Annotated in this window: 20 protein-coding genes and 1 pseudogene; 11 read left to right on the top strand and 10 right to left on the bottom strand. The window is 61.8% G+C overall.

The window, feature by feature from the left end; genetic code table 11:
• The 3 genes from uvrA to rnhC form a co-directional block, all read right to left on the bottom strand.
• Nucleotides 1–3003 (bottom strand): excinuclease ABC subunit UvrA (uvrA, locus tag ABJF10_RS12430; protein WP_348544896.1); only part of this gene is annotated, 3003 nt, incomplete at its 3' end.
• A gap of 365 nt (nt 3004–3368) precedes the next feature.
• Nucleotides 3369–3692, bottom strand: coding sequence for an HU family DNA-binding protein (locus ABJF10_RS12425; RefSeq protein ID WP_348544895.1), 324 nt, complete (start codon nt 3690–3692; stop codon nt 3369–3371).
• Between the two features lie 278 nt (nt 3693–3970).
• Complete coding sequence (rnhC, locus tag ABJF10_RS12420) at nt 3971–4930, bottom strand: ribonuclease HIII (protein ID WP_348544894.1); 960 nt, start codon at nt 4928–4930, stop codon at nt 3971–3973.
• 25 nt (nt 4931–4955) lie between these two features.
• Between rnhC and mutY the strand changes: the two genes are divergently transcribed.
• On the top strand, nt 4956–5969 hold the full coding sequence (mutY, locus tag ABJF10_RS12415; RefSeq protein WP_348544893.1) for an A/G-specific adenine glycosylase: 1014 nt from the start codon (nt 4956–4958) through the stop codon (nt 5967–5969).
• Between the two features lie 88 nt (nt 5970–6057).
• Here the strand turns inward: mutY and ABJF10_RS12410 are convergent, their stop codons facing one another.
• Complete coding sequence (locus ABJF10_RS12410; RefSeq protein ID WP_348544892.1) at nt 6058–6369, bottom strand: hypothetical protein; 312 nt, start codon at nt 6367–6369, stop codon at nt 6058–6060.
• Nucleotides 6370–6474: 105 nt separating this feature from the next.
• Nucleotides 6475–7518, bottom strand: coding sequence for a membrane dipeptidase (locus ABJF10_RS12405; protein ID WP_348544891.1), 1044 nt, complete (start codon nt 7516–7518; stop codon nt 6475–6477).
• 845 nt (nt 7519–8363) lie between these two features.
• Between ABJF10_RS12405 and ABJF10_RS12400 the strand changes: the two genes are divergently transcribed.
• From ABJF10_RS12400 to ABJF10_RS12365, 8 genes are all read left to right on the top strand, one after another.
• Nucleotides 8364–9851 (top strand): sulfatase, encoded by a 1488-nt coding sequence (locus tag ABJF10_RS12400; RefSeq protein ID WP_348544890.1) that lies wholly within the window; start codon nt 8364–8366, stop codon nt 9849–9851.
• A gap of 57 nt (nt 9852–9908) precedes the next feature.
• Nucleotides 9909–10883 carry a cytochrome c peroxidase gene (locus ABJF10_RS12395; protein ID WP_348544889.1) on the top strand — a complete coding sequence of 325 codons (975 nt, stop codon included), beginning with the start codon at nt 9909–9911 and terminating at the stop codon, nt 10881–10883.
• Complete coding sequence (locus tag ABJF10_RS12390) at nt 10880–13327, top strand: adenylate/guanylate cyclase domain-containing protein (protein ID WP_348544888.1); 2448 nt, start codon at nt 10880–10882, stop codon at nt 13325–13327. The genes ABJF10_RS12395 and ABJF10_RS12390 overlap by 4 nt, the downstream gene beginning before the upstream one ends.
• 513 nt (nt 13328–13840) lie before the next feature.
• Entirely contained in the window at nt 13841–15403 is a 1563-nt protein-coding gene (locus tag ABJF10_RS12385; protein ID WP_348544887.1) for a lipase maturation factor family protein, read from the top strand.
• Nucleotides 15404–15496: 93 nt separating this feature from the next.
• Nucleotides 15497–16048 carry a DUF2127 domain-containing protein gene (locus ABJF10_RS12380; RefSeq protein ID WP_348544886.1) on the top strand — a complete coding sequence of 184 codons (552 nt, stop codon included), beginning with the start codon at nt 15497–15499 and terminating at the stop codon, nt 16046–16048.
• Between the two features lie 407 nt (nt 16049–16455).
• Nucleotides 16456–17367: an AAA family ATPase gene (locus tag ABJF10_RS12375; protein WP_348544885.1), complete on the top strand. Its 912-nt coding sequence runs from the start codon at nt 16456–16458 to the stop codon at nt 17365–17367.
• 68 nt (nt 17368–17435) lie between these two features.
• Entirely contained in the window at nt 17436–18338 is a 903-nt protein-coding gene (locus ABJF10_RS12370) for a DUF58 domain-containing protein (protein WP_348544884.1), read from the top strand.
• Between the two features lie 5 nt (nt 18339–18343).
• Nucleotides 18344–20353, top strand: a complete 2010-nt coding sequence (locus tag ABJF10_RS12365; RefSeq protein WP_348544883.1) for a DUF3488 and transglutaminase-like domain-containing protein — start codon at nt 18344–18346, stop codon at nt 20351–20353.
• Between the two features lie 14 nt (nt 20354–20367).
• Here the strand turns inward: ABJF10_RS12365 and ABJF10_RS12360 are convergent, their stop codons facing one another.
• The 3 genes from ABJF10_RS12360 to ABJF10_RS12350 form a co-directional block, all read right to left on the bottom strand.
• On the bottom strand, nt 20368–21258 hold the full coding sequence (locus ABJF10_RS12360; RefSeq protein ID WP_348544882.1) for a GDSL-type esterase/lipase family protein: 891 nt from the start codon (nt 21256–21258) through the stop codon (nt 20368–20370).
• Between the two features lie 80 nt (nt 21259–21338).
• A complete protein-coding gene (locus tag ABJF10_RS12355) occupies nt 21339–22364 on the bottom strand; it encodes a hypothetical protein (RefSeq protein ID WP_348544881.1) in 1026 nt (341 codons plus the stop codon).
• A gap of 109 nt (nt 22365–22473) precedes the next feature.
• A complete protein-coding gene (locus ABJF10_RS12350; protein ID WP_348544880.1) occupies nt 22474–22866 on the bottom strand; it encodes a hypothetical protein in 393 nt (130 codons plus the stop codon).
• A gap of 212 nt (nt 22867–23078) precedes the next feature.
• Between ABJF10_RS12350 and ABJF10_RS12345 the strand changes: the two genes are divergently transcribed.
• Entirely contained in the window at nt 23079–23759 is a 681-nt protein-coding gene (locus ABJF10_RS12345) for an ElyC/SanA/YdcF family protein (RefSeq protein WP_348544879.1), read from the top strand.
• Nucleotides 23760–23801: 42 nt separating this feature from the next.
• On the opposite strand, the gene hpnJ is transcribed toward ABJF10_RS12345, so the two are convergent.
• Together hpnJ and argF are read right to left on the bottom strand one after the other, a co-directional pair.
• On the bottom strand, nt 23802–25226 hold the full coding sequence (hpnJ, locus tag ABJF10_RS12340; protein ID WP_348544878.1) for a hopanoid biosynthesis associated radical SAM protein HpnJ: 1425 nt from the start codon (nt 25224–25226) through the stop codon (nt 23802–23804).
• Nucleotides 25227–25352: 126 nt separating this feature from the next.
• Entirely contained in the window at nt 25353–26255 is a 903-nt protein-coding gene (gene argF, locus ABJF10_RS12335; RefSeq protein WP_348544877.1) for an ornithine carbamoyltransferase, read from the bottom strand.
• A gap of 186 nt (nt 26256–26441) precedes the next feature.
• Between argF and ABJF10_RS12330 the strand changes: the two are divergent.
• A pseudogene (locus tag ABJF10_RS12330) lies at nt 26442–26870 on the top strand (hypothetical protein); the annotation flags it as partial.

Genomic DNA, 26870 nt, shown 5'->3' with positions numbered 1-26870 from the left:
CATCTTGTCGCGCGGAATGTCGAGCGACAGGTTCTTCAGATTATGCTCGCGAGCGCCATGCACCGAGATGGTCGGTGAACAGCGCACGACATAGTTGGACGGCGGCTCCTCGGCCACGCGCGCGCTCCATTCCTCCCCACCCAAGCCATGCCGGCCATGACGCGAGGTGCGTGATTCGAGGACGGTGCGCAGAAAGCGCCCGGTGTGGGATGCGTCCACCTGGGAAACTTCCTCCGGCGTGCCAACGGCGACGACCAACCCGCCCTCGTCACCCGCTTCCGGGCCGAGGTCGATCACCCAGTCGGCGCACTTGATGACTTCCAGATTATGCTCGATGACGAGCAGCGAATTCCCCTGCTCCACCAGCCGGTCGAAGACGCGCACGAGCAGCGCCACATCATCGAAGTGCAGGCCGGTCGTCGGCTCATCGAAAATCAACAGCGCCTTTTCCTCGCGCTGGGTCACCAGCCGCTCCACGAGCTTGAGCCGCTGCGATTCGCCGCCGCTGAGCACGTTCAAGGGCTGCCCGAGCGTGAGATAGCCGAGCCCCACTTCTTCCAGTGAGACCAGCGGCTGCACCACACGATCTTCCCCGAGCTCGCGGAAAAACCGGATCGCCTCCGTGACGGTCAGCGAGAGCACATCGTGAATGCTCTTCCCGCAAACCTCGATGGCGAGAATGTGCGGCTGGTAGCGTTTGCCGTCGCATTCCGCGCAGCGAATGAAAACGTCGCTGAGGAATTGCATCTCGATCTTCTCGTAGCCCATGCCGCCGCAGCGTTCGCAGCGTCCGGCCCCGGCATTGAAGGAGAAGGCGCCCGCGGCGAGGCCTTGCGCCACGGCTTCCGGCGTGGAGGCAAACAGGTCGCGGATGCCATCGAACACGCCCAGATACAGCGCCGGACTGGAACGCGGCGTCCGCGCGAGCGGCGACTGGTCCACCATCACCACTTCCTCGACCTTGTGTCCGCCGAGGAGTTTCTTCACCGCGCCGGGCGCTTCCTCACTGGCGAGGCCGCTGGCCGCGATCATGTTGGCGTAGAGGACATCGTGAACCAGCGTGCTCTTGCCCGAGCCGGACACGCCGGTCACGCAGGCGAAAACCCCGAGCGGAAATTCCACGTCGATGTTTTGCAAATTGTGTTCGCTCGCGCCCTTGGCCGTGATGAAAGCCTTCGGCACGCGCCGTTTCGCCGGCACCGGGATCGACTTGCGGCCCATCAAATAATCGGCGGTCAGCGAGGTGCGGCCTTTCTTTTCCAAGGCGCTGAGCGAGCCGTTGAAGACCAATTCCCCGCCGGCGGCGCCGCGTCCCGGCCCAAGCTCGATGAGATTGTCCGCCGCGCGAATCACCGCTTCGTCGTGCTCCACCACAAGCAAGGTGTTCCCCTTGTCGCGGAGCTGCTGCATGACGCGGATGAGCCGGGTGGTATCGCGCGAATGCAGGCCGATGCTCGGTTCATCGAGCACGAAGAGCGTATTGACCAGCGACGCGCCGAGGCAGGTCGTGAGGTTCACCCGCTCCACTTCGCCGCCGCTCAGCGTGCGCGTGGGACGATCGAGCGAGAGATAGCCGAGGCCGACCTCGAGGAGAAAGCCGAGGCGCGAAGCCACTTCGCCGATGAGCATCGTGGTCGAGGCATCGTTGCCCGCCCGCGTCTTCTGCTGCTCGATGTGCGCGCTCAGGTTATTGATCGACGCCGACATGAGGTCCGGCAGCGTCTTGCCGCCGAGGCGGAAATTCATCGTCGCCGGCTGGTAGCGGCCGCCCTTGCAGTCCGGGCAAAGGGTGTAATTGCGATAGCGGCTGAGCAGCACGCGGACGTGCATCTTGTAGCTCTTCGACTCGAGCCAGTCGAAGAAGCCCTTCACTCCGTACCACAGGCCGTCGTCGGCCAGTTCCTCACCCGTCGCTCCCGGGTCTTCGCCGTAGATGATCCAGTCCTGCTCGGCTTTCGGCAGTTCCTCGAACGGGCAGAGCGTGTCGATGTCCTTCGCCCGCGCGCAGCGCAACAGGTCGCGCTGGCACTGCTTGCCATTTTCCGTCTGGAACGGCTTCACCACGCCTTGGGCGATGCTCATGGAGCGATCGGGAATCGCCCGTTGCAAATCGATGGCGATGGTGCGCCCGAAGCCGCGGCAGGTGGGGCAGGCGCCGAGCGGATGATTGAAGCTGAACAAGCCCGGCGTCGGCGGCGTGATATCCAGGTCGCAGTGCGCGCAGTGCCAGCCGGTGGAGAAAGGATGGTGCGTTTTCTTCTTCGTGTCGTAGACCGCGATCTTTCCCTTGCCGAAACGCAGCGCGGTTTCCAGCGCCTCCATCAAGCGCGAGCGCCCCTCGGCATTGACCGTGATGCGATCCTGAATGACCGGCACGATCGCCGGGAGCCGCGTCGCTTTCACCGGTTCATCGATGCGGATCGACTCCTCATCGAGCCAGATGCGCACGTAGCCCTGCTGCTTGAGGAAATCGAAAAAGTCCGCGGGCTTCGTCTTCGGCGGCACCGGAATGCCGAACGTCACGAGCACCGTTTGATTCGGCTGTGTGGCAAATATTTCATCGACGATCGATTTCGCCGACTCGACCCGGATCTCCCGCGCGCAACTCGGGCAGAATGCCTGGGCCAGCCGCGGGAAGAGGAGCTTCAGGTAGTCGTTAATCTCCGTCATCGTCCCCACCGTGGAACGCGTGGTCTTGACCGGGTTCGACTGCTCGATGGCGATGGCCGGCGGGATGCCGCGGATCTCGTCGACCTGCGGCTTGTCCATGCGGTCGAGGAACTGCCGCGTGTAGGGAGAAAACGTCTCCACGTAACGCCGCTGCCCCTCGGCATAAATCGTATCGAAGGCGAGCGACGACTTGCCGCTGCCGCTCGGGCCGGAGACGACGTTCAGCTTGCCCAGCGGGACGTCGAGGTCGAAACCCTTCAGGTTGTTCTGCCGGGCACCGCGGATTTCAATTACACCAGGATCAGGGACAGCGGTCAGCTTGGGTTTCTTCATCAAAAAGGGCGCAAATGCTCGCCTCACTGGAGCTTGATTGCAACCAGCGCGAGCAACTTTGGGCAGAATTCTTCGACAATCCGCGATCAGTCCCCGCCAAGAAGCGGTGGGCGGGCGGTCGTTAAACGCCGTTGAGTAGGAGGTAACGGCACCACACGTGTGGAAGCCCGAAACTCAAAACCAAATCGACACTATGCCATACCTGTTCTCATTTCTCGGATTCAGCCTCGGCGCAATTTGCGCAATCAGCGTGATTTTCCAGATCTCCAAGGCTCGCTGACATCGCGAGACACCAATCGCGCCGTTAGGCGAACGGCGGGGTGAGCGGCTGCAGAAACTGCCGGCCGCCGAATTTCGCAGTGCGGCTATTTGCTCGCGGCTTCGCGCTTCAAGACGGCGGAGAGCTTCGCCACTTTCTGGCGCATGATCTTGCCGGACTTGAACTTCACCGTCGCCCGGGCGGGGATGACGAAGCTGCTGCCTGGCTGGTTCGGATTGCGACCGACGCGCGGTTTGGTGAGTTTGACTTCGAGGATGCCGAAGTTCCGCAGTTCGACCGTATCGCCTTGGGCGAGAGAGTCGGTGATGTGATCGAGCGTCTTTTGGACGACGTCGAAGACCTGGTGTTGGACCAAGCCTGTCTCGTTACTGATTTTAACGACGAGTTCCCTTTTCGTTAATGTTCCCATAATTTGGGGCTAACAATTAGCGTGTCTCATGCGTGGGAGCAAGAACGCATTGGCGAAAAATGCACATTTTTCCCGTTCTTTTCGCTGAACCCCAGCGTTTTGCGTCGTTAGTCTGCTTCCGGGTTCCGATTCGGCGTCCCGCCGTGTCCACGAATTGGACGCTGTGCATGGGGTGTAAGGCGCGTGTCCCCGCGCGCGGGGCTGACGTTGCGATCCGGGTGTTTACCCGGCGCGTGAGGACACGCGCCCCACACCGGGAATCGCTATGAATTCAGGACCTACTCCGCCTTCGGCGGCGGCGGAGGGAAGAGCTCCGGCGCGAGCTCGCTGGCCGTCTTGAAATGCGTCTTGCCGAATTGCCCGAGCACTTCCGGCCCGTGTTTGGCGACCAAGTCGCGCCCCACTTGCTTGACCAGCGCCGAGGCGCCGCGCGGGAGTTCGACCTGCACTTTGCGGCCGAGGTTCCGCAGCCCGTCGATGAAGGCCTCGCGGGCGAGGATCGACGCGGCGGCGACGGCGACGTCGCTCTCGGCCTTGGTCCGCTGGTCGAGTTGGATGGCGCGGCCCTTTTCCATCAGCGAACGCTTGATCAGCGCGGGATTGGCAAATTGATCGGAGAGCGCACGTGGGCAGTCGGGGCGGATCTCGAGGAGATTCTCGATGACTCGCGCGTGGCCCCAGGCGAGCAGGCGGTTGAGATTGCCGATCTTCTTGTAGAGCCGGTTGTAGGTTTCCGGGAGGAGCACCACGACATTGTGCACCGCGCCTTGCGTGCGCTTGATGATGTCTGCCAGCTCGCGGATGCGTTTGTCGGAGCCGATCTTCTTGCTGTCCTGGATGCCGGCATCCATCAGCTTGCGCGTGATGCCGCGATCGGTATAGCAGCCGGCAATGACCAGCGGTCCGAAGAAGTCGCCCTTGCCGCTTTCATCGATCCCGAAGTGCGGCGCGAACATCTCCGGGTTGACCACGTCCTCGTAACCGAGCTTCGCCTCGCCGAGCACCTCGGGCTCCAGACGGAAGGTCACGAAATCCCCCGTCCCCTTCCCCTGCAGCACGACCTTCGGCCCTTTCTCATAGACCGCGACGTTCAGCTTGTCCTTCACCGCGTAGTAGAGCGTGTAGGGCTTCGGCTCGAATTTATAGCCGTCGGCCAGGAGGATGGAGCGCAGCTTTTCCGCCTGCTCGGCAGTGAGCGGTGAGGTGAAGAGGGTGAGCGGTTTTTCGTTTTCGGACATCGGGCGGGCGGCCAGACTGCGCTCCTTGCCCACGGAAATCCAAAAAAATATCGATGCAAAGGCGTTGCGGCAAAAACTGGCCCGCTGGTTTCGCCAGCACGGCCGCGATCTCCCCTGGCGGCGCACGCACGATCCGTATGCGATCCTGGTCTCGGAGTTCATGCTCCAGCAGACCCAGGTCGTGACGGTGCGCGACTATTACGCGCGCTGGCTCGCGCGGTTTCCGGATTTCACCGCGCTCGCCGCCGCCAGCGAGGACGACGTGCTGCACGTCTGGCAAGGCCTCGGCTATTACGCCCGCGCGCGGAATCTGCATCGCGCCGCCCAGGAAGTTGCCGCGCAATATGGCGGACAATTACCCGACGACCTCGCCGCCATCGCCGCCCTGCCCGGCGTGGGCCGTTACACCGCCGGCGCCGTAGCCAGTTTCGCCTTCGATCGCGCCACGCCCATCATCGACGCCAATATCGCCCGCGTCATCGCCCGCCTGCTCAACCTGCAAGAACCCATCGACACCAAACGCGGCGCCGAGATCCTCTGGCAGACCGCCGAAGCCCTCCTCCCCCCGCGCGGCGGCCGCCTGCACAATTCCGCCCTCATGGAACTCGGCGCGCTCCTCTGCACCCCACGCGCCCCGCAATGCCTCATCTGCCCCGTCCGCGAGCATTGCGCCGCCGAAAACCCGGAATCCCTGCCCCGGAAAAAACCGCGCCCCAAAACCGTGGCCCTCGCCGAAAACTGCGCCTGGATCGTCCGCGCCGGAAAGCTGCTCCTCGAACAGCAAACCGGCTCCCGCTGGCGGGGCCTGTGGAAGTTGCCCGTGCTCGCCTCGCCCGTTGCCAAAGCCCAATTGCTCCTCGCTTTCGATTACCCGTTCACCAATCACCGGGTCACCCTCAGCGTCTACGCCTCCCGCGCCCCGCTCACGCTGACACCAGCCCAGCAATGGGTGTCATTGACCGAGATCGACAGCATCGCCCTCGCCGCCCCGCATCGACGGGCCATCAAACGCCTCGCGGCACAAGACGCTCTCAAATAGAACCGGCCCACGGTGGCGCAATCCGACCGCCATCAGGGATCCGTTGAAATTACAGGCGCTGCTTGCGGCCATTCGCTACAGCGCTTTGCTAGGCGAGTTCGTTGGTAACAGTGAGTGTGCCTGAGTCATACTCGAAGCTGTTGATCCCATCCGGGCTAGAGAATCTGAGGCCGCCAGTTCCGTAGTCAATCTCGGTGATAGGGATCGAGAGACCATCAATGGGGCCGATACCAACGGCACAACCGTTTACGGGATAAGCCAGCGCCGAATCACGAGCTACGCGCTCCCATGTGTCGGTGGAAAAGACACCGCGGCCATCATGTGAGACGGTAAGCAGATACGCTCCGGTAGGATCAAATCCTGCCGCGACTAGACCACCGATATGAAGGTACTTCACCATGCGATGTGCGTAGAAGCGCCTAACATCCTATCAAGCCGAGGAAAAGGTGGTGGAAAGCCGGCATACTTGTTGAGACTCGACGGAATGACATAGAAGAGAGCGCGTTCAGGGAGGCAGAATCGCCTTGAAGACCCGGACCCAATTGAGGCCCAAAATTTTCTGGATGTCCTCCGCCGAGTAGCCTTGCTCGGCGAGCGCTTTGGCGACGGTCTTCCACCGGTCAGGCGCCGCCAGTTCGGGGCAGGCGTAGTGGTTGGAAGTCGTGCCCCAGCCGTTCAGGAATGCGTCCGAAGCCAGCCCGATGTGGTCGATGCCGACCAGGTTCCGCAGGTGGTCGATGTGCTTGACGAAGGCCGCGACGTCCTTCGTGCCGGAAGGATCTTCGATCATCCATCCGATCGACGCCACCCCGATGACCCCACCGGTTTTGGCGATGGCTTTCAGGGCTTCGTCGCTTTTATTGCGGTCCACCGGCGTCACCGCGCGGCAGTTGGCATGGGTGGCCACCACGGGCGCTTTGGAGACACGACAGACGTCGATGGTCGTCTGATCATTGGCGTGCGCGACGTCCACGATCATCTGCAGCCGGTTCATTTCCGCGACCACCTTTTCCCCCATCGGGGTCAAGCCGCCGGCTTCGCCCGTGCCCCGGCCCAGGACATCCTGGGGCGCCGGATTGTGGCCGCGACCGTAGGCGATGTTCAGGATGCTCAGCCCCTGCCGCTGCCACTCCGCGAGTTTCTTCACCGAACCTCCCAAGGGCTCCCATGTCTGGATGTAGAAGAGCACCCCGAATTTCCCGGAAGTCCGCAGGGCCGTGATGTCACCAGCCTTCCTCACCACCTCGGCATTTTTGTAGGTGCCGTTTTTGATTCGCTCGACCTGCCCGCTTAGCGATCGTTCACCGGAAACGTTCATCACGGTGAGATTGCGCCCGCTGTATTCCTTCAGCTTGCCAAAGTCGTTCTTCCCCGTCGCATCCACAAACGGGTCACTATCCCGGCTGCCCCCCTCTAGCCGCTGAAAATAGGAACCCTCACTGTCCACGACAAAGCTGTCGCGGATGAGTTTGTCGATATCCAGACCGGCCGCCCTGGAATCCGCCCAACTCAAGATCAGCACGAGAAGAAAAGCAATGCGGGGGGCCATGACGCAGAGTTTCTTCAGAGGCCCCGCAAGTGACAAGGTTCCTTTGGACTTTTTGCTTGACTTTTACGGGGTGATGAATTACAGTGGTCGCGGACATGGGAGGAAAAGGGAATGGCTCGGTGGGGTGAAATGTCAGGGCTAGGCCGAGGAGAGAGACAGGAGTTGATTCGATGCGCGTTGATTACACTTTCCAAATCATTGAACGGATTGCCGCCAAGGCGTTGGCGGGCGACGGCGTGAGGCCGGCTGGGGCCGAATTCCACCGCCACCTTCCGCACGCCCGTTTGCCTGCGTCTTCCTGCGGGCATGAATCCATGGAGCGCCTTGGTCGCTACCAACCAAATCAAAGCGATCCGAGCGGAGGGAGAAGCCACGCGCAGCGTGCCCGAAGGGTGGCGACGGAGGTCGCCGGCAATCAAGGCGGATCAAGCCGTATTAAGGTAAATCAAGGCGGCAATTTTTTCGGGTTTAAAGACCGGCAGCGGGACGCAACGGAGTGTTCCACGTGGTGGGAGCCGGAAAGGTTCGCCCCGCTCTCCCAGTCCCAATCCCACCCGAATCCCACCGTTTCTCCCACCGCATTTACTCTGGCCATCCCACCGATCCCACTCGATCCCACTCGCCATTTTTCAGCACTCACGGACTGCGTCACGAGCGACCACTCGAAATGTTCCACGCCGCCAACGAAGGGAGTTGTAGAGGCGCTTGTGCCAAGCGCCTTTCGATTCGCTGGGCGGCTGACACGGCCTCCCCCTACATCAAACCGGGTCGTTGCCGGATTTTCAGTGTGCATCTCCCTCCGTTTTCCCGCTAAGACTGCCGCCTCCCCCAACATCTTCCCCATTATGAAACGGCCCTCCCTGTTCCTTCCCCTACTCGCTCTGCTTGGCGCCCTGGCCAATTTCGCCAGCGCCGAAACCGCCCGCCCGAATGTCCTCTTCATCCTCTGCGATGACATCCGCTGGAACGCGATGAGTTGCGCGGGCCATCCGACGCTGAAGACGCCGAACATCGATCGCATCGCCAATGAAGGCGTGCGCTTCGCCAATATGTTTTGCACCACCTCGCTCTGCTCGCCGAGCCGGGCCTCGATCCTCACCGGCCTCTACGCGCATACCCACGGCGTGGTGAACAATTTCACCGAGCTGCCGGCCACGCTCACCCATTGGCCGATGCGCTTGCACGAGCAGGGTTACGAGACCGCTTACATGGGCAAATGGCACATGGGCGAGGACAACGACCTGCCGCGGCCCGGCTTCGATTTCTTCGCCACGCACAAGGGCCAGGGCAAATACTTCGACACCGAATGGAACATCAACGGCGCGGGCTCGAAGCTCATCCCCGGCTACTACACCACCATCGTCACCGACATGGCGCTCGATTGGCTGAAGAAAGATCACGCGGGCAAGCCGTGGGCGCTCTGCATCGGCCACAAGGCGCCACACAGCTTTTACACGCCGGAGGAGAAATACGCGCACTCCTTCGACAGCGTCCGCGTGCCTTATCCCGACACCGCGTTCCACCTCTACGACAAGCCCTCGTGGATCAAGGAGCGCCTCTACACCTGGCACGGCATCTACGGCCCGCTCTTTGAATGGCGCAAGAAATTCCCCGATGACAGCCCCGCGGGGGTGAAGGATTTCGAGAACATGGTGCACGGTTACTGGGGCACGATCCTGAGCGTCGATGACAGCGTCGGCCGCCTGCTCAAACACCTCGAGGACACCAAGCAGCTCGAGAACACCATCGTCGTCTTCATGGGCGACAACGGCCTGCTCGAAGGCGAGCACGGCATGGTCGACAAGCGCACCGCCCACGAGCCCTGCCTGCGCATCCCGCTGCTGGTGCGCTATCCCGGCCTGGCCAAGGCCAAGGTGATCGACGCCCAGGCGCTGACTATCGATGTCGCGCCCAGTCTCCTCGAGCTCTGCGGGGCGAAACCCCTGGATAACATCCAGGGCAAGTCGTGGGTGAAGCTGATCCACGAGGGCGACCCGACATGGCGCCAGTCGTGGTTCTATGAATACAATTACGAGAAGCAATTCCCCTACACGCCGAACGTCCGCGCCGTGCGGACCGACGAGTGGAAATACATCCACTATCCCCACGGGGACGGCACCCCCGACCGCTATATCGGCGAACTCTACAACGAGAAGAGCGACCCCGATGAGCGCTACAACCTGATCAAAGACCCGAAGCAGGCGGGCCGCGTCGAGGAATTGAAAGCGCAGCTCACCCAATTGATGAAGGTCACCGGCCTGACGCCCGAAAACGACAAAATGCCGATCGACCAAGGCATCGGGAAAGAGCTGCCGGACCAGAAGATTCGCTGACCGGCCGCGTCCGCAGTCTTGCGCAAAGCGTGCGCACCCCGTTTCCTACGCGTCGCCATGTTTCGTAGCTCCTCGAGCATCCGCGCCATTTTATCGCTGCTCGCTGGATTCGCCGCCCTCTGCACCCGGGCGACCGAGCCCGGCGCGGAAGCGAACGAGCCGGTGCGCCCCCTCCCGCAGCATATTGCCATTGATTCGGCGAAGGCGAAGCTCGGCGCCAAGCTGTTTTTCGATCCCCAGCTCTCCGGGGACAACTCCGTGTCCTGCGGGTCGTGCCACCACTTCGACCATGGCGGGGCCGACTACGGCGCGCACTCCAACGGCGTCGCCGGGAAGGTCGGCGGCGTCAATTCGCCGAGCATCTACAATCTCGCTTTCGACTTTCGCTACAATTGGAACGGCGCCGCGGAAACGCTCCACGAGCACCTCGACCTGCCGATGCGCAATCCCGTCGTCATGGCCACGGATTTTCCCAAGATCGTCGAGAAGCTGAAACACTCCGGCGACTACCCGCAGCAATTCAGCGCGGTCTTCCACGACGGCCTCACGGAACAAGCGGTCAAGGACGCGCTCGTGGAGTATGAGCGCTCGCTGATCACCCCGGATTGCCGCTTCGACCAATGGCTGCGCGGGGACAAGAAGGCCTTGAACGACCGCGAGATTGAGGGTTACCACCTCTTCAAGTCGCTCGGTTGCACGAGCTGCCACCAAGGCGTGAATATCGGCGGCAACCTGTTCCAAAAGTTTGGGGTGATGGGCGATTACTTCACGGACCGGGGCAATATCACGAAGGCGGATTTCGGCCGCTTCAACCTCACGAACGACGAGCGCGATCGTTTCGTCTTCCGCGTGCCGAGCCTGCGCAATGTGGCCATGACTGCGCCGTACTTTCACGATGGCTCGGCGGCGACCCTGCCCGATGCCGTCCGCATCATGGCCAGTTATCAGCTCGGGCGCTCGATCAGCGAGGAGGAGATCTCGCGGATCGTGGCGTTTCTTTCCACGCTGACCGGGGAGTTGCGACAGCCATGAAGCGCGGCACCTGGTTCTGGCTGGTGGCCGGCTTTCTGATCCTCGGCCTGTGCGGCTACCTGCTGCCGCGGGCCTGGCTGAATCTCGCCGATCACAATGCCTATCAGCAGTTGCTGCGCGATGCGCGCCAGCTCGACCACGAGATCAATGAAGCCGTGCTGAGCGCCCGGCTCGGATTGCTCCTGCATTACGATCCACTCGTCGAGAAGACAGCCGCGCTCAAGCGCACCCACGCCGCGTTGGCCAACACCCCCTCCTATATGCTCGTGCCCGGCCGGCAGACGCTGACCGACCATCTCAAGCAGGCGGAGGGCTTGCGCGCCCGCAAGGCGGTGCTCATCGAGCAATTCAAAACGGATTTTGCCGTGCTGCGCAACTCGCTGGCTTATTTCCCCAAGCTCGTCACCGATATTTCCCATCGCTTTTCCACGAGAGACGATGGAGGCGAAGTCATTCCCCTGCTCAACCGCATCCTCGAAGACGCGCTGGTCTATCATCACACCGCGAGCCCGGAAAATGAAAGCCGCCTGCGCAGCGGTCTCGAGGCGCTGCAAGGGCATCTCGCAGCCGTGGGCGATCGCACGGATGCGGCGGATCTGCAATTGGTCCTGGCCCACGCGAACGTGATTCTCCAGCGCAAACCAATCGTCGAAGCCCTCCTCGGCGAACTGGTTAATATGCCGACCTCGCCGATTTACGACGCCATGCAGATGCGCCTGGACTCTGAATACGCCGGCGCGCAGTCGCGCGCGCAGGGCCAGCGACTGGTCGTCTATGTGCTCAGCATGCTCATGCTCATCGGCGTCTTCTCGCTCATCATCCGGCAGTTCACCCATTCCGATCGGGCGCTGCGCGTCGCGGAAAAGAAATTTCGCAGCATCTTCGAGAAGGCCGGCGAAGGCATCTTCCAAACCACGCCGGATGGCCAGTACCTCGAGGCCAATCCCGCCCTCGCCCGTTTCTACGGCTACGGTTCGGTCAGCGAGCTCATCCAGCAGATCACCGACATCCGCGGGCAGCTCTACGTCGATCCCAAGCGGCGCGACGCCTTTCGCCGGCAATTGGAAAAGGACGGCCACGTCTTTTCGTTCGAGTCGGAGATCCGGCGCAAGGACGGCAGCATCGCTTGGATTTCCGAGAATGCCCACGCCGTGCGCGATTCCGCCAGCAAGCTGCTCTACTACGAGGGCATCGTCGCCGATATCACCCAGCGCAAGAATGCGGACTACGATCGCGAGCGGCGCAACCAGCGCGAATTGCTCCATCAGCGCTGCCTGCTCGGCCTCGCGCAGTTCGACAAGACGGATTTCAAAAAGGCGCTCTGTGAGATTCTCGACACGACGGCTTACACGCTGGGTGTCAATCGGGTCACGGCCTGGCGCCTGTTCGACGCCGGCACGCCGGAGGAATCGATCAAGGCCATCGGCACCTTCGACCTCGACCGGCGCGAACACCGGTCCGACGAGTATCACTTTCACTCCCGGGATTTTCCCAACTACTTTGCCGCGATTCGTCGCGAGACCTGCATCGCTGCCCCCGATGCGGTGACTGATCCGCGCATGAGCGAATTCGCCGAGTGCTATCTTCAGCCGCTCGGTGTTGCCTCGACCCTCGACGTGCCGATCTGGGCGCAAGGCCATCTCGCCGGTGTCTTCACCATCGAGCGCACCGGCGCCCGGCACGAATGGGAGGACGACGAGGTCGATTTCGCGCTCTCCGCCGCCAACCTCGTGGCCGTGTGCTTCGAAACTGCCGAGCGGGTGCTCGCACAAAAAGAAGCCGCGCGCGAACGCGAACGCGCCGAGCAACTGCTGCTCAACATCCTGCCTGGCACCATCGCCCGCCGTTTGCAGGCGGGCGAAGGACTGATCGCGGATTCCTTCGCCGAGGCCACCGTCCTCTTCGCCGACATCGTCAATTTCACCGAACTCTCCGCCGGCATCCCCCCGCAGGCCGTGGTCAGCTTGCTGAACAAAATCTTCTCCGCGTTCGACCAGCTCGCCGAGGACTTTGGCCTCGAAAAGATCAAGACCATCGGCGACGCCTACATGGTGGTGGGCGGTGTGCCGGCGCCGCGCGGAGATCACGTGGAAGCGGTCGCGGAGATGGCCCTGCGCATGCTCGATCGCTGCGCGGAATTGACCCGCGACGCCCGGGTGCCGGTCAACATGCGCATCGGCATCAATACCGGTCCTGTCGTCGCCGGCGTCATCGGCATCAAGAAGTTCATCTACGACTTGTGGGGCGACACCGTGAATCTCGCCAGCCGCATGGAATCCCACGGCGTGAGCGGCCACATCCAGGTCACCACCGCCGTCTACGAACGCCTGCGCGGCAAATACACCTTCGTCGACCGGGGGTTGATCGATATCAAAGGCCGCGGCCAGCAGACGGTGTTTTTACTGAAGGGCCCGTGCACGGAGACGGCGACCACGACAGTCTGAAATGGAATCAGAACGGAGGAATCGATGAAGCGATACTCGCTAAAGGTGGGCGATATACTCGAGATCTGCGTTCCTAAACGCGGATATAGTTACGTTCGGGTTTTGACTGAGGATGAATTTGCCCACCTTTTCGAAATTCTGGATCCCATATTCCCAACCGCATTGAAGGATCAGGAGTTTGAAAAGGCACAATTCAAGGTTCGGTCTGTTGTGTATATCAATTCTGCCGGTGCCAAAATCGCGTGGCCTTTGAGATTTCGCGGGTCGCGCACGGAGACACCGATACCAAATAGATTTTTTGGAAGTCCCAAGTATGGATGGACGATTATATCACAGGATGGCCAATCGAAACCCGGCCCAAAAGGTGCATCATATGACGCCCTTCTTGCGCGAGGATATATACACCGGGCACTGTGGCTACCCAAACGCATAGAAAACTATTTACTGTCAAATGAGCCTCTGCGGTGGACCATGTGGCCTGCATGATCTCCGTGGCACTAGATTGACGCCACGATGAGTCTCGCCTCCCCAGAAACTCCTGCCCCCCAAACGGCTGCGGCCCGGCCGAAAACCGAATACTGGCTCACCCGCTTCGTCCTGCTGCGTCTGCTCGGCTTCCTCTACTTCATCGCTTTCCTCTGCGCGGTGAATCAATTGGTCCCGTTGATCGGCCACCACGGCTTGCTGCCCGCCGACACCTATCTGCACCGGCTCACCGTCCATTCGGGATCGACCCTCGAGGGCTTCTTCGAGTTTCCCAGCGTCTTCTGGTTCGGCATTTCCGATGATGGGCTGCTGCTCGTGGCGTGGCTGGGTCTGATTCTGTCCGTCATCGTGCTCGCCGGTTATGCCAATTCGCTGATCATGCTCGCCCTTTGGGCGCTCTACATGTCGATCGTCCACGTGGGCCAGCTTTGGTATGGCTTCGGTTGGGAAACCCAGTTGCTCGAAACCGGTTTCCTTGGCGTCTTTCTTTGTCCACTGCTGGATGCCCAGCCCTTTCCCCGCCGCGCGCCGCCGGTGATCGTCATCTGGCTCTATCGCTGGCTCATCTTTCGCATCATGCTCGGGGCCGGTCTGATCAAGATCAAGGGGGATGCGTGCTGGCGCGACCTCACGTGTCTTTACTACCACTACGAGACACAGCCGATTCCCAATCCCGTGAGCTGGTGGCTGCATTTTCGCCCGCACTGGTTTCAGAAATTCGGGGTGCTCTGGAATCATTTCGTTGAATTGATCGTCCCTTGGTTCGGCTTTTACCCGCGATCTTGCCGCCATGCGGCCGGCGTCCTCATGGCCAGCTTCCAAGTGGTCCTCATCGTCAGCGGCAACTTGTCGTTCCTGAACTGGCTCACGATCGTTCCCTGCCTGGCCTGTTTCGACGATACGTTCTGGGCGAAGTTCCTGCCCCGTTTTCTAGTGACGCGCGCCCGTGACGCCGCCGCCCGCGCGCAGCCATCGTCAGCGATGGACTTCGCCGCCGTGGCCCTGGCCTTCATTGTCTCCATCTTGAGTATTGGCCCGGTGATGAATCTGCTCGGCGAGCAGCAGGCGATGAATCGCTCCTTCGACCCGCTCGATCTGGTGAATACTTACGGCGCCTTTGGTGCGGTGGGCCGCGAGCGCTTCGAGATCATTTTCGAAGGCACAAGTGACCCTTCTCCAGAGTCCGCGACGTGGCGCGCGTACGAGTTTCCCGCCAAGCCCGGTGATCCGCATCGCCGTCCGCCGATCATCGCGCCCTACCAACCGCGGCTCGACTGGGAGATCTGGTTCGCCGCGATGTCCAGCCCGGGTAATCACCCCTGGACGCTGCATTTCATCTGGAAACTGCTGCACAATGACAAAGGAACTCTCAGCCTCCTCGCCAACAATCCTTTCCCGGGTGAACCGCCCCGCTACATTCGCGCCGAATTGTACCGCTATCACTTCACGCCGCCGGACAAAGGGGACGGCACCTGGTGGACGCGCGAACGCGTGGGCGCATGGCTGCCACCGCTCTCCGTCGATCATCCGGAATTCCGCAAGCTGCTGGAAGCGGAAGGCTGGCTCGGATCGAACGATGGCACCCACTGAAATGCTCGCCCGTCGCGGAATTCGCCACATTTTCACAAGACAGAACGGGGTTGAGTGGTAGTATAAGGAAAACAGTCAATATTGCGGCAATCGATGGACCCCTCCCTCTCCCTTTCCTCCCCCCGGAACGAAGATCGTTATCTGCGTTGGATCGCCCTGCTCAACCTCGGCAAAGGCATTCTTTTTTGCCTGCTCGCCGTCGGTTTCCTCGGCCTCCTGCACAAGGATGTGGACGGTATTGTCGGCGGTTGGATGAGCGTGCTCGGCTTTAACATGGAGAATCATCACGTCGTGACCTTCCTCGCCCGCCTCGATAAAGTGACCGACCGCCAGCTCGGCCAATGGAGCGGCATTACGTTCGCCGTCGCCGGCGTGTTCGTGGCCGAGGGCACCGGTCTTTTGCTCCGGCAGCAGTGGGCCAAGTATCTCACCGTCTGCGTCACCGGGTCGCTCATCCCCGTGGAAATCTTCGAATGCCTCAAACACTTCGGTTGGTTGAAGTTCGGCTTGCTGACGGTCAATATGGCCGTTGTTGCGTTTCTCATCATCACCCTCATGCGCGAGAAGCGACGCCCGGGGCAGGAACGGATGGGCTCACGGGCTGCTCAGACTCGCCCGAATACGGTGACCTGCGAGCCGGTCTGAGCGGATAAGGTAGTAGCAAATAGTCATGGCGGGAGAATTTTCCGCAATGGAGCCAATGGAACCAATGGAGCGATGCACATTTTGCGCCGTGTCATGCGATACTTCCCCGCATGAACTCCGACGATTTCTACTACGCTCGCCACGGCAGGCTCGCTCACTTCCCGCCGGCGATTCGCCAGCAATTTCAGTCAAGGCGCTCCGGCGAGGGGAGGAAGCCGATTTAAGGTGCCTTAAGCCCAGTTAAGGCGATTTAAGGTGCGAGTTTTTTTAAACACAGGCTTGGGCCACCATTTGGAGAGCCCCGGCGGAGATCGAAAGAACTCGAATATCCTGAATGGCAGCGTGGAACGCATCTTGCACCGCTCCCTCTGGACAATCCTCCATGCCGCCTCGAAAGTGACTCCCGAATGAAAAGCAGGATCGAAACGCTCGTCTCCCAAATCGGCCAGATCATCGTGGGCAAGGAAGACGCCATTCGCCTGGCCACGGCCTGTGTTCTGGCCCGCGGTCATCTGCTCATCGAGGATATCCCCGGCGTCGGCAAGACCACTCTCGCCCACACCATCGCGCGGTCGCTCGGCCTCCAGTTTCGCCGCATCCAGTTCACCAGCGACCTCCTCCCGGCGGACATCGTGGGCAATTCCATTTTCGACCGCGACCAGCAGCGTTTCGTCTTCCACGCCGGTCCGCTCTTTTCCCAGATGGTCCTGATCGATGAGATCAACCGCGCCACGCCCAAGACCCAGAGCGCGCTGCTCGAAGCCATGGAAGAGACACATGTGACGATCGATGGCGTCACGCATCCCCTGCCCGCTCCGTTTTTCGTCATCGCCACCCAGAATCCGCAGCACCAGATCGGGACCTTCCCGCTGCCGGAATCGCAGCTCGATCGCTTCCTCATGCGCATCGAGCTCGGCGTGCCCGATCGCGCCGCCGAACGCACCATGCTGCTCGGGCAGGATCGCAAGCTCCTGCTCAAGGAATTCAAGCCGGTCCTGCCGATCGATCTGCTGGCGGAAATCCAGCAGCAAGTGCGCGCCATCCATTGTTCGCCGGCCCTTCTCGACTACCTGCAGGATGTGCTGGAGGCCAGCCGCCGCCGGCACCGCACCGGGCTTTCCCCTCGCGCCGGCCTCGCCCTGCTCCACGCCGCGCAGGCGTGGGCGCTCATGCAAGGCCGCGACATGGTCCTGCCCGAAGACATCCAGGCGGTGGGCGTCGCCGTGATGGCCCACCGGCTGGGACACGACCTGGAGGCCACCGAGACTTCCGGGCGCTCACTGGCCCAGAGTCTCTTGCGGGAAGTGCCGGTGCCTTAAATGGAGTCCCTCGGCACTCCAGATGACGACACGGATGGGGCGGCGAAATCCTAATTCCTAAATTCTCCATGCAAAGCTCCCTCATCGGTCGAGTCTGGGTCTGGCCCAATGGCCGCACGCTGGGTCTCCTCGCGGTGCTGGTCGCGATGTGCTACGCCGGCGCCAGCCAGAGCAACGGTGCAGCCTACCTGCTTTGCTTTCTGCTCACCGGCCTCGCCATCGTCTCGGTCGTCCACGCCTGGGCCAACCTCCACGGGATCCGCATTGCCGTGGAATCCATCCCGCCCGTTTTCGCCGGGGACGAAATCGCCGGGCCGGTCATTGTCACCGGCCGAAAAGGGCGCAGTCACTTCAGCGTGCGGATTTCGGCGTCAGGCGGTGTTCCCTTGACGCTCGGAGATACGATCGCCCCCGGTTCTCCCTCGCGCCTCGAGGTGCGGTTTCCTTCCTCCGAACGCGGGCACTATCGCGTCGTCCCGCTGCACATCACGAGCGATTACCCGCTGGGATTTTTCACCGCCCATCAACGCGTCAAAGCCGCCCACGATTTTTACGTCTACCCCGCGCCCCGTGGATCGCTGCCGTTTCCCACGACGATCGCTCCCACGCGCCAGCCCCGCGACGGCGTGCGGCATGAGGGAGATGATTTTGGCGGCACGCGGATGTGGCAGCCGGGCGAATCGCAGCGCCACATCGACTGGAAGGCGGCGGCGCGCAATCCCGTGCTGCTCACCAAGCAATGGACGGGCGAGACCGACGAGATTCTGTATTTCGACTGGGCCGCGCTGCCTTCGCTCGAGACCGAAGCGCGGCTCAGCCAGTTGGCCAGATGGATCGTCTCCGCCGAGCGCGGATTTGAGACTTACGAATTGCGTCTCCCGGGACGGATCATTCGCGCCAGCCGCGGTGACCGGCATTTCCACGAATGCCTGCGTGCCCTGGCCTCCTATGCCGAGCCGGTCGCCGGCTGATGTCCATGAATCTGTTTCGCCAATCCCGTTTCTCGAGCAACGTGGCGACCGCGCCGCTCGTCGGCATGATCGTGGCACTCGTGGCCGCGATCATCCCCCTGGCGGAAAGGGTCGCGGGCTGGGTCCTCCTCGGTTTCTTCGCGGCTGGCATCGCCCGCCTCGTCTTAAATCGCCCCGGCGCGCGTCTTCCTTCCCTGCCGGTGAAGCTCCTGCTTTTCGTCGCCAGCATTGGCGGCGTCGCCTTCAGCTACGGTTCACCTGTCGGTATTGAGCCGGGCTTTAGTATTCTGGTTGCCTTGGTCGGGCTCAAGTTGATCGAGGCCAACGGCCCGCGCGATTTTCATGTCCTCGGGCTGCTCAGCTTCTTCCTCGCGCTCTGCGACCTGTTCTTCTCGCAGGATTTCATGCAGTGGCTGTACGTCGCCGCCATCCTTCTGCTCGTGCTTGCCACACTGGTGCGCTTTCATCGCGGCGGTGGCGCCGGCAGCTATCCGCGGTCGGCGTGGCTTGCCGGCAAACTGCTCGCCCAGTCGCTGCCGATTGCCGCGCTGCTTTTCCTGTTCTTCCCCCGGGTCTACGGCGGCTTCCGGTTCCAGTTCAGTCAATCGCTCATGAATGTCGGTGGCATGTCCGACCGCCTTTCGCCCGGGAGCATTTCGTCGATGGCTTTGAACAGCGACATCGTCTTTCGCGCGGATTTTCCGGACGGCAACATCCCGCCCATGTCGTCGATGTACTGGCGGGGCGGCGTGCTCTGGCGGGGCAACGAGGGCCTCACCTGGGTCCTCGGCCCTTTTCTGCCGCGCGAGCACCGTGTCGGCCAGCTGGGCGGTCCGTTCATTCGCCAGCGGATCAGCCTTCAGCCGCACGGCGGGCGCTGGCTTTTCGCGCTCGACCATCCCGCGGGCGACGTGCGCGGCGCCCACTACCAGCCGGGTAATGTGCTGCAAAGCAATCGCGCCATCATCAGCCGCTACCGCTACGAGATCGTCTCGCGTCCGGAAAATCGCGAGATGACCTTGCCTGACGACCATCGCAAGGCCGCTCTCTATCTGCCGGGCAACATTGCCCCCAGCGTGCGGGCGCTCGCCGCCAGTTGGAAAGGCAACAATGCCACTCCGGAGCAAATCATCGAGGCCGCCGGCCGCTATTTTCGCCACGAGCATTTTGTCTACAGCCTCCAGCCCGGCGCCTACAGCGAAGCCCACGGTCTCGAGGAGTTTCTCTTCGAGCGGCGGCAGGGCTTTTGCGAACACTATGCGGCGGCTTTTGCCACGCTCATGCGCCTCGACGGCATTCCTTCGCGCATCGTCATCGGCTATCACGGCGGCGAATTTAATTCTCTGGGGAAATACGTCATCGTCCGGCAATCCGACGCCCACGCCTGGTGCGAGGTGTGGATCAAAGACAGCGGCTGGCAGCGCGTGGATCCCACGGACATGATCGCCCCGGACCGCACCGCTTCCAGCTTTGCCTCCTATCTCCAAACGCACACCGCGCAGCCGGACCCAGACTCCGCCCAAGGCTCACTCACCGCCACCGGCTTGCGCGAAATCCAGCACGATATCCAACTGGCGTGGGACAGCCTTAACTACCAGTGGGATCTGCACATCCTCAATTTCGACGAAGAAGCGCAGAGTAATTTTCTGTTCTCCCTCGGCCTGGGTTCAACGTCCTGGGTCGATATTCTTTTTTGGATTCTGCTCGCCGTGGCCTTGTTCGTCGCCGCGCTCACCTACCTGCTCCGCCGGCCTCGGGGTCGCGTCGATAAAATCGCCCAAGGCTACGCCTTCTTTTGTCGTGCGCTGGCCCGCGGCGGCCTGCCCCGCGAACCGTGGGAAGGCGCGCAACACTTCGGCAAGCGCGCCGCGCAGCAATTTCCCGCGCAAGCGCCCCTCATCGAGCGCATCTCCGCACTCTACATCGAGCTGCGCTACAGCCCCGCCCAGCCAAACCCCAAGCCATTTCTCGCCGCCGTCCGCCATCTGCCGCGCTTCAGCACGGGCGGAAATTGAAATAGCACCGCGCGCTATTTCGCCGGCGTGGCCAGCTTCGCTGCGGCCGCTTTGTCGGCGGCGGCCTTCGCCTTCGCCTCCGCGACCTTCTTCGCCTCTGACGCGGCCTGCGCTTCCAGCGGCACCCACGCCGCCTCGGCCTTCTTGATCTGCGCGGCGTCAAAACCGAAAGTCTGCAGCACCCCGGTCGCCATGATCTTGTTCCCCTCGATATTCATATGCACGCCGTCGACCGTGAAGACATTCTTCCCCGGCTGATTCGCCGCCTTGATTCGCTCTTGGAAGATCGCGTTCAAGTCCGCCAGCGGCAGATGCTTTTCTTTCGCCAGCTTGCGCAGAAAATCGTTATACGGCGCGAGCTTCTTGTTTTCGTCGTTGCCGAGGTCTTCCCGGATCACCGTCGCCGTGAGAATCACGACCTGCACACCAGCCCCTTGGGCCTTCTCCACGATCTGCGTAATGTTGTTTTGGTAAGTCCCCTTGTCCGGCTCGATGGAGCTGCGTTTTTCGTACTTCTGCGCGGCGGCTTGCGCATCATTGAGCGGCACGCCTTTATTGCCATGCCACACGTCGTTCACTCCACAGCTCAGCGTCATCCATTGCGGCTTCTTGCTCAGCACGTCCTTGTCGAGGCGCGCCAGCATGTCATTGGATTTGTGTCCGCCGATCCCCGCTGCGACCGGCGTGATTTTGATGCCGTTGGCTTCAAATGCCGCCACGATGAGTTTCACATAGCCCGCCGGATTTCCCCAGCCCTGCGCGGTGATCGAGTCGCCAAGAAACGCCACCTTGTCCTCCGGTTTCACGATGACTTCGGCGGAAACAGTTGGCGCGAACGCGCAAAGCAACGACGCAAAAACGACAGGGGCCAGACGAACGATGCGGCGGAACGAGGGGGGAATCATGTTGCCGTTGTCGACCAGGCAAGCCAGCCCACGCAAGCCCGAACATTGCCGGGCTTGCGTGGCTGACGCTGAATGATTGCTTAAAAACGAATCGTTACCCCCGCCCGGAGCCGATAATCGGGCGTCGTTTGGAAGGAAGTCGTGTTCATGAGCACCGGGATATCGGCACCGATCTCGGCATTGAACCGCCCGAAGGACGCGACGATCTGCGGCCCGACATAGAGCGAAGTCACGCCCGTGTCCTCCGCCGATTCACCGAGGAAGGTATCGGTGCCCTTCGTCTCCCCCGACACGTTGCACTGCACGCCAAGCGATCCGCGCGAGGAGCGCAGGAGGTACACGCCCGGTCCGCCGTTCCACGTGAAGTCGTTCGCATAGCGATACGAATAGTGCCCCTGCCCACGCCAGGTGAACTGCGCTTCCGCGTCGAAAAAGAACGCCTTGTAACGCATCGAGAATTGCGCGCCGAATACCCCGTCCCACGACCCCGTGCCCAGCGCGAGATCATGCCCGTGAATGCCACTCTCCGGCGCCCCTTCGACATCGACCTCATTAAACTCCTCGCGGACCCGGCTCTCGTCCCCGGTCGGCGCCTTGAGGCCCGCCGAAAACGTCAGGCTCGTCGTGAAGTCCGGCTCCCCGCGCTCCAGCGACAGTGACGTCTTGCCGTCCTTGGACAACCCGCCGCTGGTCTCGTGAAAGAGCGCCACCTTGTGGAAGACCACCAGGCTGGCCAGCAGCGACACATCGCCGAGGCCCGATTCATGGCCGTGCTCGATGTCGAAGCCCACGGGCCGCCGGAAGCTGCGATAGATGTACGGCACGTTTACCTGCAGGCTGAAACGATCGTGGAAGAGCTTCGCGCCGATGAAGAACTGCGTGTTGGAACTTTCGAGATACTGCCCGGTCGTGTTGTCGACCTTGTGGCCGTCCACGCGATCCGTGCCGAAGCTCGTGAACTGCTCGGCCGCGCCCGCGTAGAAGCCGACGGATTTTTCCGGCGCGACCTCGAGACGGGGCGTATAGCATCCGCAGAGATCGCAGGCCATGGTGGGAGCAGCGAGAGTAAGAGAGAGAATAGGGAATAGGTACTGAGAGATTTTCATGATGATTGGTTGGTGGGAGTGCGGCGGCGCACGTCGTGTGCGTCCGGACCGCGGGTGGAGGAAATAGCCCGGCCACGAACACCGTGGCTGGCTCGGGAGTGAGTGGGAGTTAAGCGACCGCGCCTCGAGGAGGCGGGGCCGTCGGTTGCTCCGCACGGACTTCGCCGTGCCACTCCGGGATCTCCAGTTTCCACGAGATCCCTTCCTTCTTCTCCAACACCGCCAGCGCCGGCATCACAAATGCCGCCTGGTTTTCCACTTCCATCGCGCGCGTCGACTGCGGCTCGCTGCTCTTCGCCCGCTCGACCTGTTTGCACAGCGAACAAGGGTGCCGCCCATCGAACGTCTTTGTCACCGCCTCCATGATCGGGCCGTTGCGCGAATACGACATAAGCATCCGCGTCCACGCCAGCGATTGCAGCGCCATCCAATGTCCACCCGAGGCTGCGAACAGCACCAAGAGCATGAGCACTTGGCCAAATCGGAGCAGGTTCGGGGGCATCGCGTCGGTGTTAGAGGCCGACCGTGTGCCCTGTCAATCTCCTTTGCCGTTGGGAGGGCGTTGTTCGCCGGAAATAGAAAATGAAAGATGGAAGATGAAAAATTGCGGTTTTTGCCGATGCCTGTCGCCGCGGGAGCTCCCGGACCAACGCTCGGGACCAAATTTTCCATTTTCCATTTTCCCGTTTTCCATCCTCAATCCCCATCGCCTGCATGGCATCTCCCTTCTCCTTTCTAAGACGGCGTACCTTCTGGCTCGGCCTTTTACTCCTGGCGGTTCTCGTCCCCGGCTTCATCGCCGGCGCCAACTTCTGGGTGCTGCACAGCGCGCGCCGCGCCATCTTCACCGACTCAGCGCAATTGCCGAAAAACGACGTCTGCCTCGTCCTCGGCACCTCGCGCTACAATGGCGATGGCATCAGCGACAACACCTTCTTCCTCGGCCGCATGAACGCCGCCGCACGCCTCTATCACGAGAGCAAAGTGCGCCATTTACTCGTGAGCGGCGACAATGGCCACGCCGGGTATGATGAACCGACGTGGATGCGCGACGCGCTCATCCAGCGCGGTGTCCCCCGCGACGCCATCACCCTCGACTACGCCGGCTTCCGCACGCTCGACTCCATGGCCCGCGCCAAGGCCGTCTTCGGCCTGCGACGCTTCACCATCGTCACCGACGACTTTCACATGGCGCGGTCCATCTTCCTCGCCCGTTCCTACGGCCTCGAGGTCGTCGGCTGCCCTTCCGAACCCGTCGCCTACTGGTGGTCCAAGAAAGTCCGCACCCGGGAGCTCGCCTCCCGCACCGTTGCCTGCCTCGAAGTCTACCTCCTTCACACCAAGCCCCGGTTTTACGGCGCGCCCGTAAAGATCGAAGTCGCGGCGACGCCGTAGCCCTCTTCCCTCCGCGTCTCCGCGGTAATTCCACTCGCCCGCTCAAGCCCCCGCGCTCCGCATGTGGAGAAACCGGAAAAACTCCGCTCCCTCGCGCAGACGCCTCTTCATCATGTCCCAATCGCCGAGCATTTCCCCGAGCATCCGCGCGATCGGGCGCGGGCGGAAATAGTAGGCTTTGTAGAAGCGCTCCACCGCCCGAAAGATTTCATCGCGCGACAGCCCGTCGTACTCCAGCGCCGCGGCCTGCTGCCCCCACTCGTCCACCAAGTGCGCATCGCCCGCAAACCAGCCATTTTCCTTCGCCTGTCGATAAAGCTCCGTGCCCGGATACGGCGCCGCCAGGCTCACCTGGATTGAAAACACATCCAGCGACTTCGCAAACTCGATCGTCTCGCGGATCGTCTCCGGCGTCTCCCCCGGCAGCCCGAGAATGAATGTCCCGTGAATCGTGATGCCAAGCTTCTTGCAATTGGCCGTGAACTCTCGTGCCTCCTCGATCCGGATGCCTTTCTTGATGTTGTCGAGAATGCGCTGCACTCCGCTCTCGTAGCCCACGAGCAGGAGCCGCAGTCCATTGTCGCGCATCGTCTTGAGTGTCTCGTAATTCACGTTGGCCCGCGCGTTGCAACTCCACGTCATCCCCAGCTTGCCCAGTTCCTTCGCGATCTCCCGTGCCCGCGGCTGGTACGCCGTGAACGTATCGTCATCGAAAAAGAACTCCTTCACCTGTGGGAACAGCCGTTGCGCATGGGCCATCTCGCGCGCCACCGCGGCCGGCGATTTGGCGCGATACTTGTGTCCGCCCACCGTCTGCGGCCAAAGGCAGAAGGTGCACTGCGCCGGGCAACCGCGCCCGGTGTAGTGCGATACGTACGGATGCTTCAGGTAGCCGATGAAGTAGCGCTCGATCTCCAGGTCGCGCGCATACACATCCATCACGCTCGGCAAGGCATCGAAGCTCTCGATCATCGCCCGCTCCGCGTTGTGCACGATCTTCCCCTCGCGGCGAAAAGACAACCCATCGATCTCCGCCAGTGGCTTGCCTTGCGCCACGTCGCGGCAGGTAAAATCGAACTCCTTGCGCCCCACGAAATCGATCGCCTCGCTCGCGCGCAATGTCTCGGCCGGCAAGACCGCCGCATGCGCTCCCACCAGTCCTATCTGCACATCCGGATTCTGCGACTTCAGCGCCTCCGCCAGTTCCGCATCGCCACGCAAGGTCGGCGCGCTGGTGTGAATGATCACCAGTTCATAATCCCGCGCGATCTTCAGCACATCGTCACGCGTTTGATCATGGGGGGGCGCATCCACAAGTTTCGCCCCCTCGATCAACGCCGCCGGCTGCGCCAGCCACGTCGGAAACCAAAACGACTTCACCTCACGCTTCGCCTGGTACCGCGACCCTGCTCCACCATCAAAGCCCTGCCACGAGGGCGGATTGACGAAGAGGGTTTTGCGGAACATGGCGATACTGTGACGCGCCCTGCGGCAGGATGCAATCGTCACTGTCGCCGAAGCGGTTACGAGGAATTGCTTTGACGCCCTCGCTTAACGCTCGAGGCGTCTCAGCGACCGGAAAAACGAACCGCCTTAGTGCCGCGCGAGCAGGCTGAGAATCGCTTTCTGCGTGTGGAGACGGTTCTCCGCTTGCGTAAAGATAGTCCCGGCGTGGGCTTCGAGCACTTCCTCGGTGATCTCCTTGCCGCGATAGGCCGGCAGACAGTGCATGACCAGCACACCGGGCTTCGCCTTCGCGACGAGCGCGGAATTGATCTGAAAACCGCCGAGTTGCGCCTGCCGATAGGCCGCTTCTTCTTCCTTACCCATGCTTACCCAAACGTCGGTATAGAGCACATCGGCGCCTGCGGCTGCGGCATCGCGATCGTCGGTAACGGTCACATTCCTCGTGTGCAAGCGGGCGAGCAGCGCTGCGTCCGGCTGGTACAGCTTGGGTGCAGCGATGCGCAGTTGGAAATCGAGCTTCGCGGCCGCCCACATCCACGAAACGGGTACGTTGCACGCACCATCGCCCACGAACGTCACGACCTTGCCCTCGATCTTGCCGAGTTTTTCCCGGATCGTTTGGAGATCGGCGAGGATCTGGCAGGGGTGCTCCTCATCCGTCAGCGCATTGATTGTCGGCAGGCCGGAATACTGCGCGAACTCCTCGACATCGCTCTGCGCGTAGGTGCGGATGACCGCGCCGTGGACCATGCGCCCGAGGACCCGCGCGGTATCCTTGATCGGCTCGCCACGGCCGAGCTGGATGTCGTTGGCGTTGAGGAAAAGAACGTCGCCGCCCAACTCCCGGATGCCAACCTCGAAACTCACGCGGGTGCGCGTGGAACTCTTGCTAAACATGAGTGCCCAGCACTTGTGCCGCAGGGGGTGCGCGTCCATGCAACCCCGCATGGTCTTCATCTTCACGGCCAGCTCGAGGATGGCCTCAATGTTGTCGCTGCTGAGCGATTCGATCGAGAGGAGGTGTTTCATGGCGGGGGCGGAGTCGGAAAAAACGTCGGTTGTCCTCGCGTCGCGCCGGGATTGCAAGCGTTTCTTCCATCCGTTCTGGAACAATCGGGTGACGATCTATTCTTACGCCGCTTCGCATCGGCCTTGATCCTCGCGAAATAGTGCTGGGCATCGGCGCCGGGTGGTCACGATTATGGCGCTTCCCTCATGAAGCGTCTCGCCCTCCTCGTCTACGCGCTGGCTTCGTTTTCGCTCTGCGCAGCGCAACCCGAAAGGCATTTACTCTACATAGCCGAACCGGGCATCCGCAACGATCTCGCCTGGGGCGGCCATGGCGTGCTCGTCTTCGATATCGACCACGAACACAAATTCGTCCGGCGGATTCCCTTTGGCGGGCTCGACGAAAAGGGCGTGCCTCGCAACGTGAAAGGCATCTGCGCCCACGCGGCCACCAAGCGGCTCTTCATTTCCACCACGCACACTTTGTCCTGTCTCGACCTCGTAACGGAAAAGGTGCTGTGGGAAAAGCCCTTCGAAGGCGGCTGCGACCGGATGTCCATCACCCACGACGGCAAAGACATTTATCTGCCCTCCTTCGAGAAAGACTTCTGGAATGTCGTCGACGCCGCGACCGGC

Source organism: Chthoniobacter sp., from assembly GCF_040003245.1.
GTDB lineage: Bacteria > Verrucomicrobiota > Verrucomicrobiia > Chthoniobacterales > Chthoniobacteraceae > Chthoniobacter.
The sequence above is the reverse complement of the archived record's forward strand: the minus strand, read 5'-3'. Positions and strand labels throughout refer to the sequence as shown.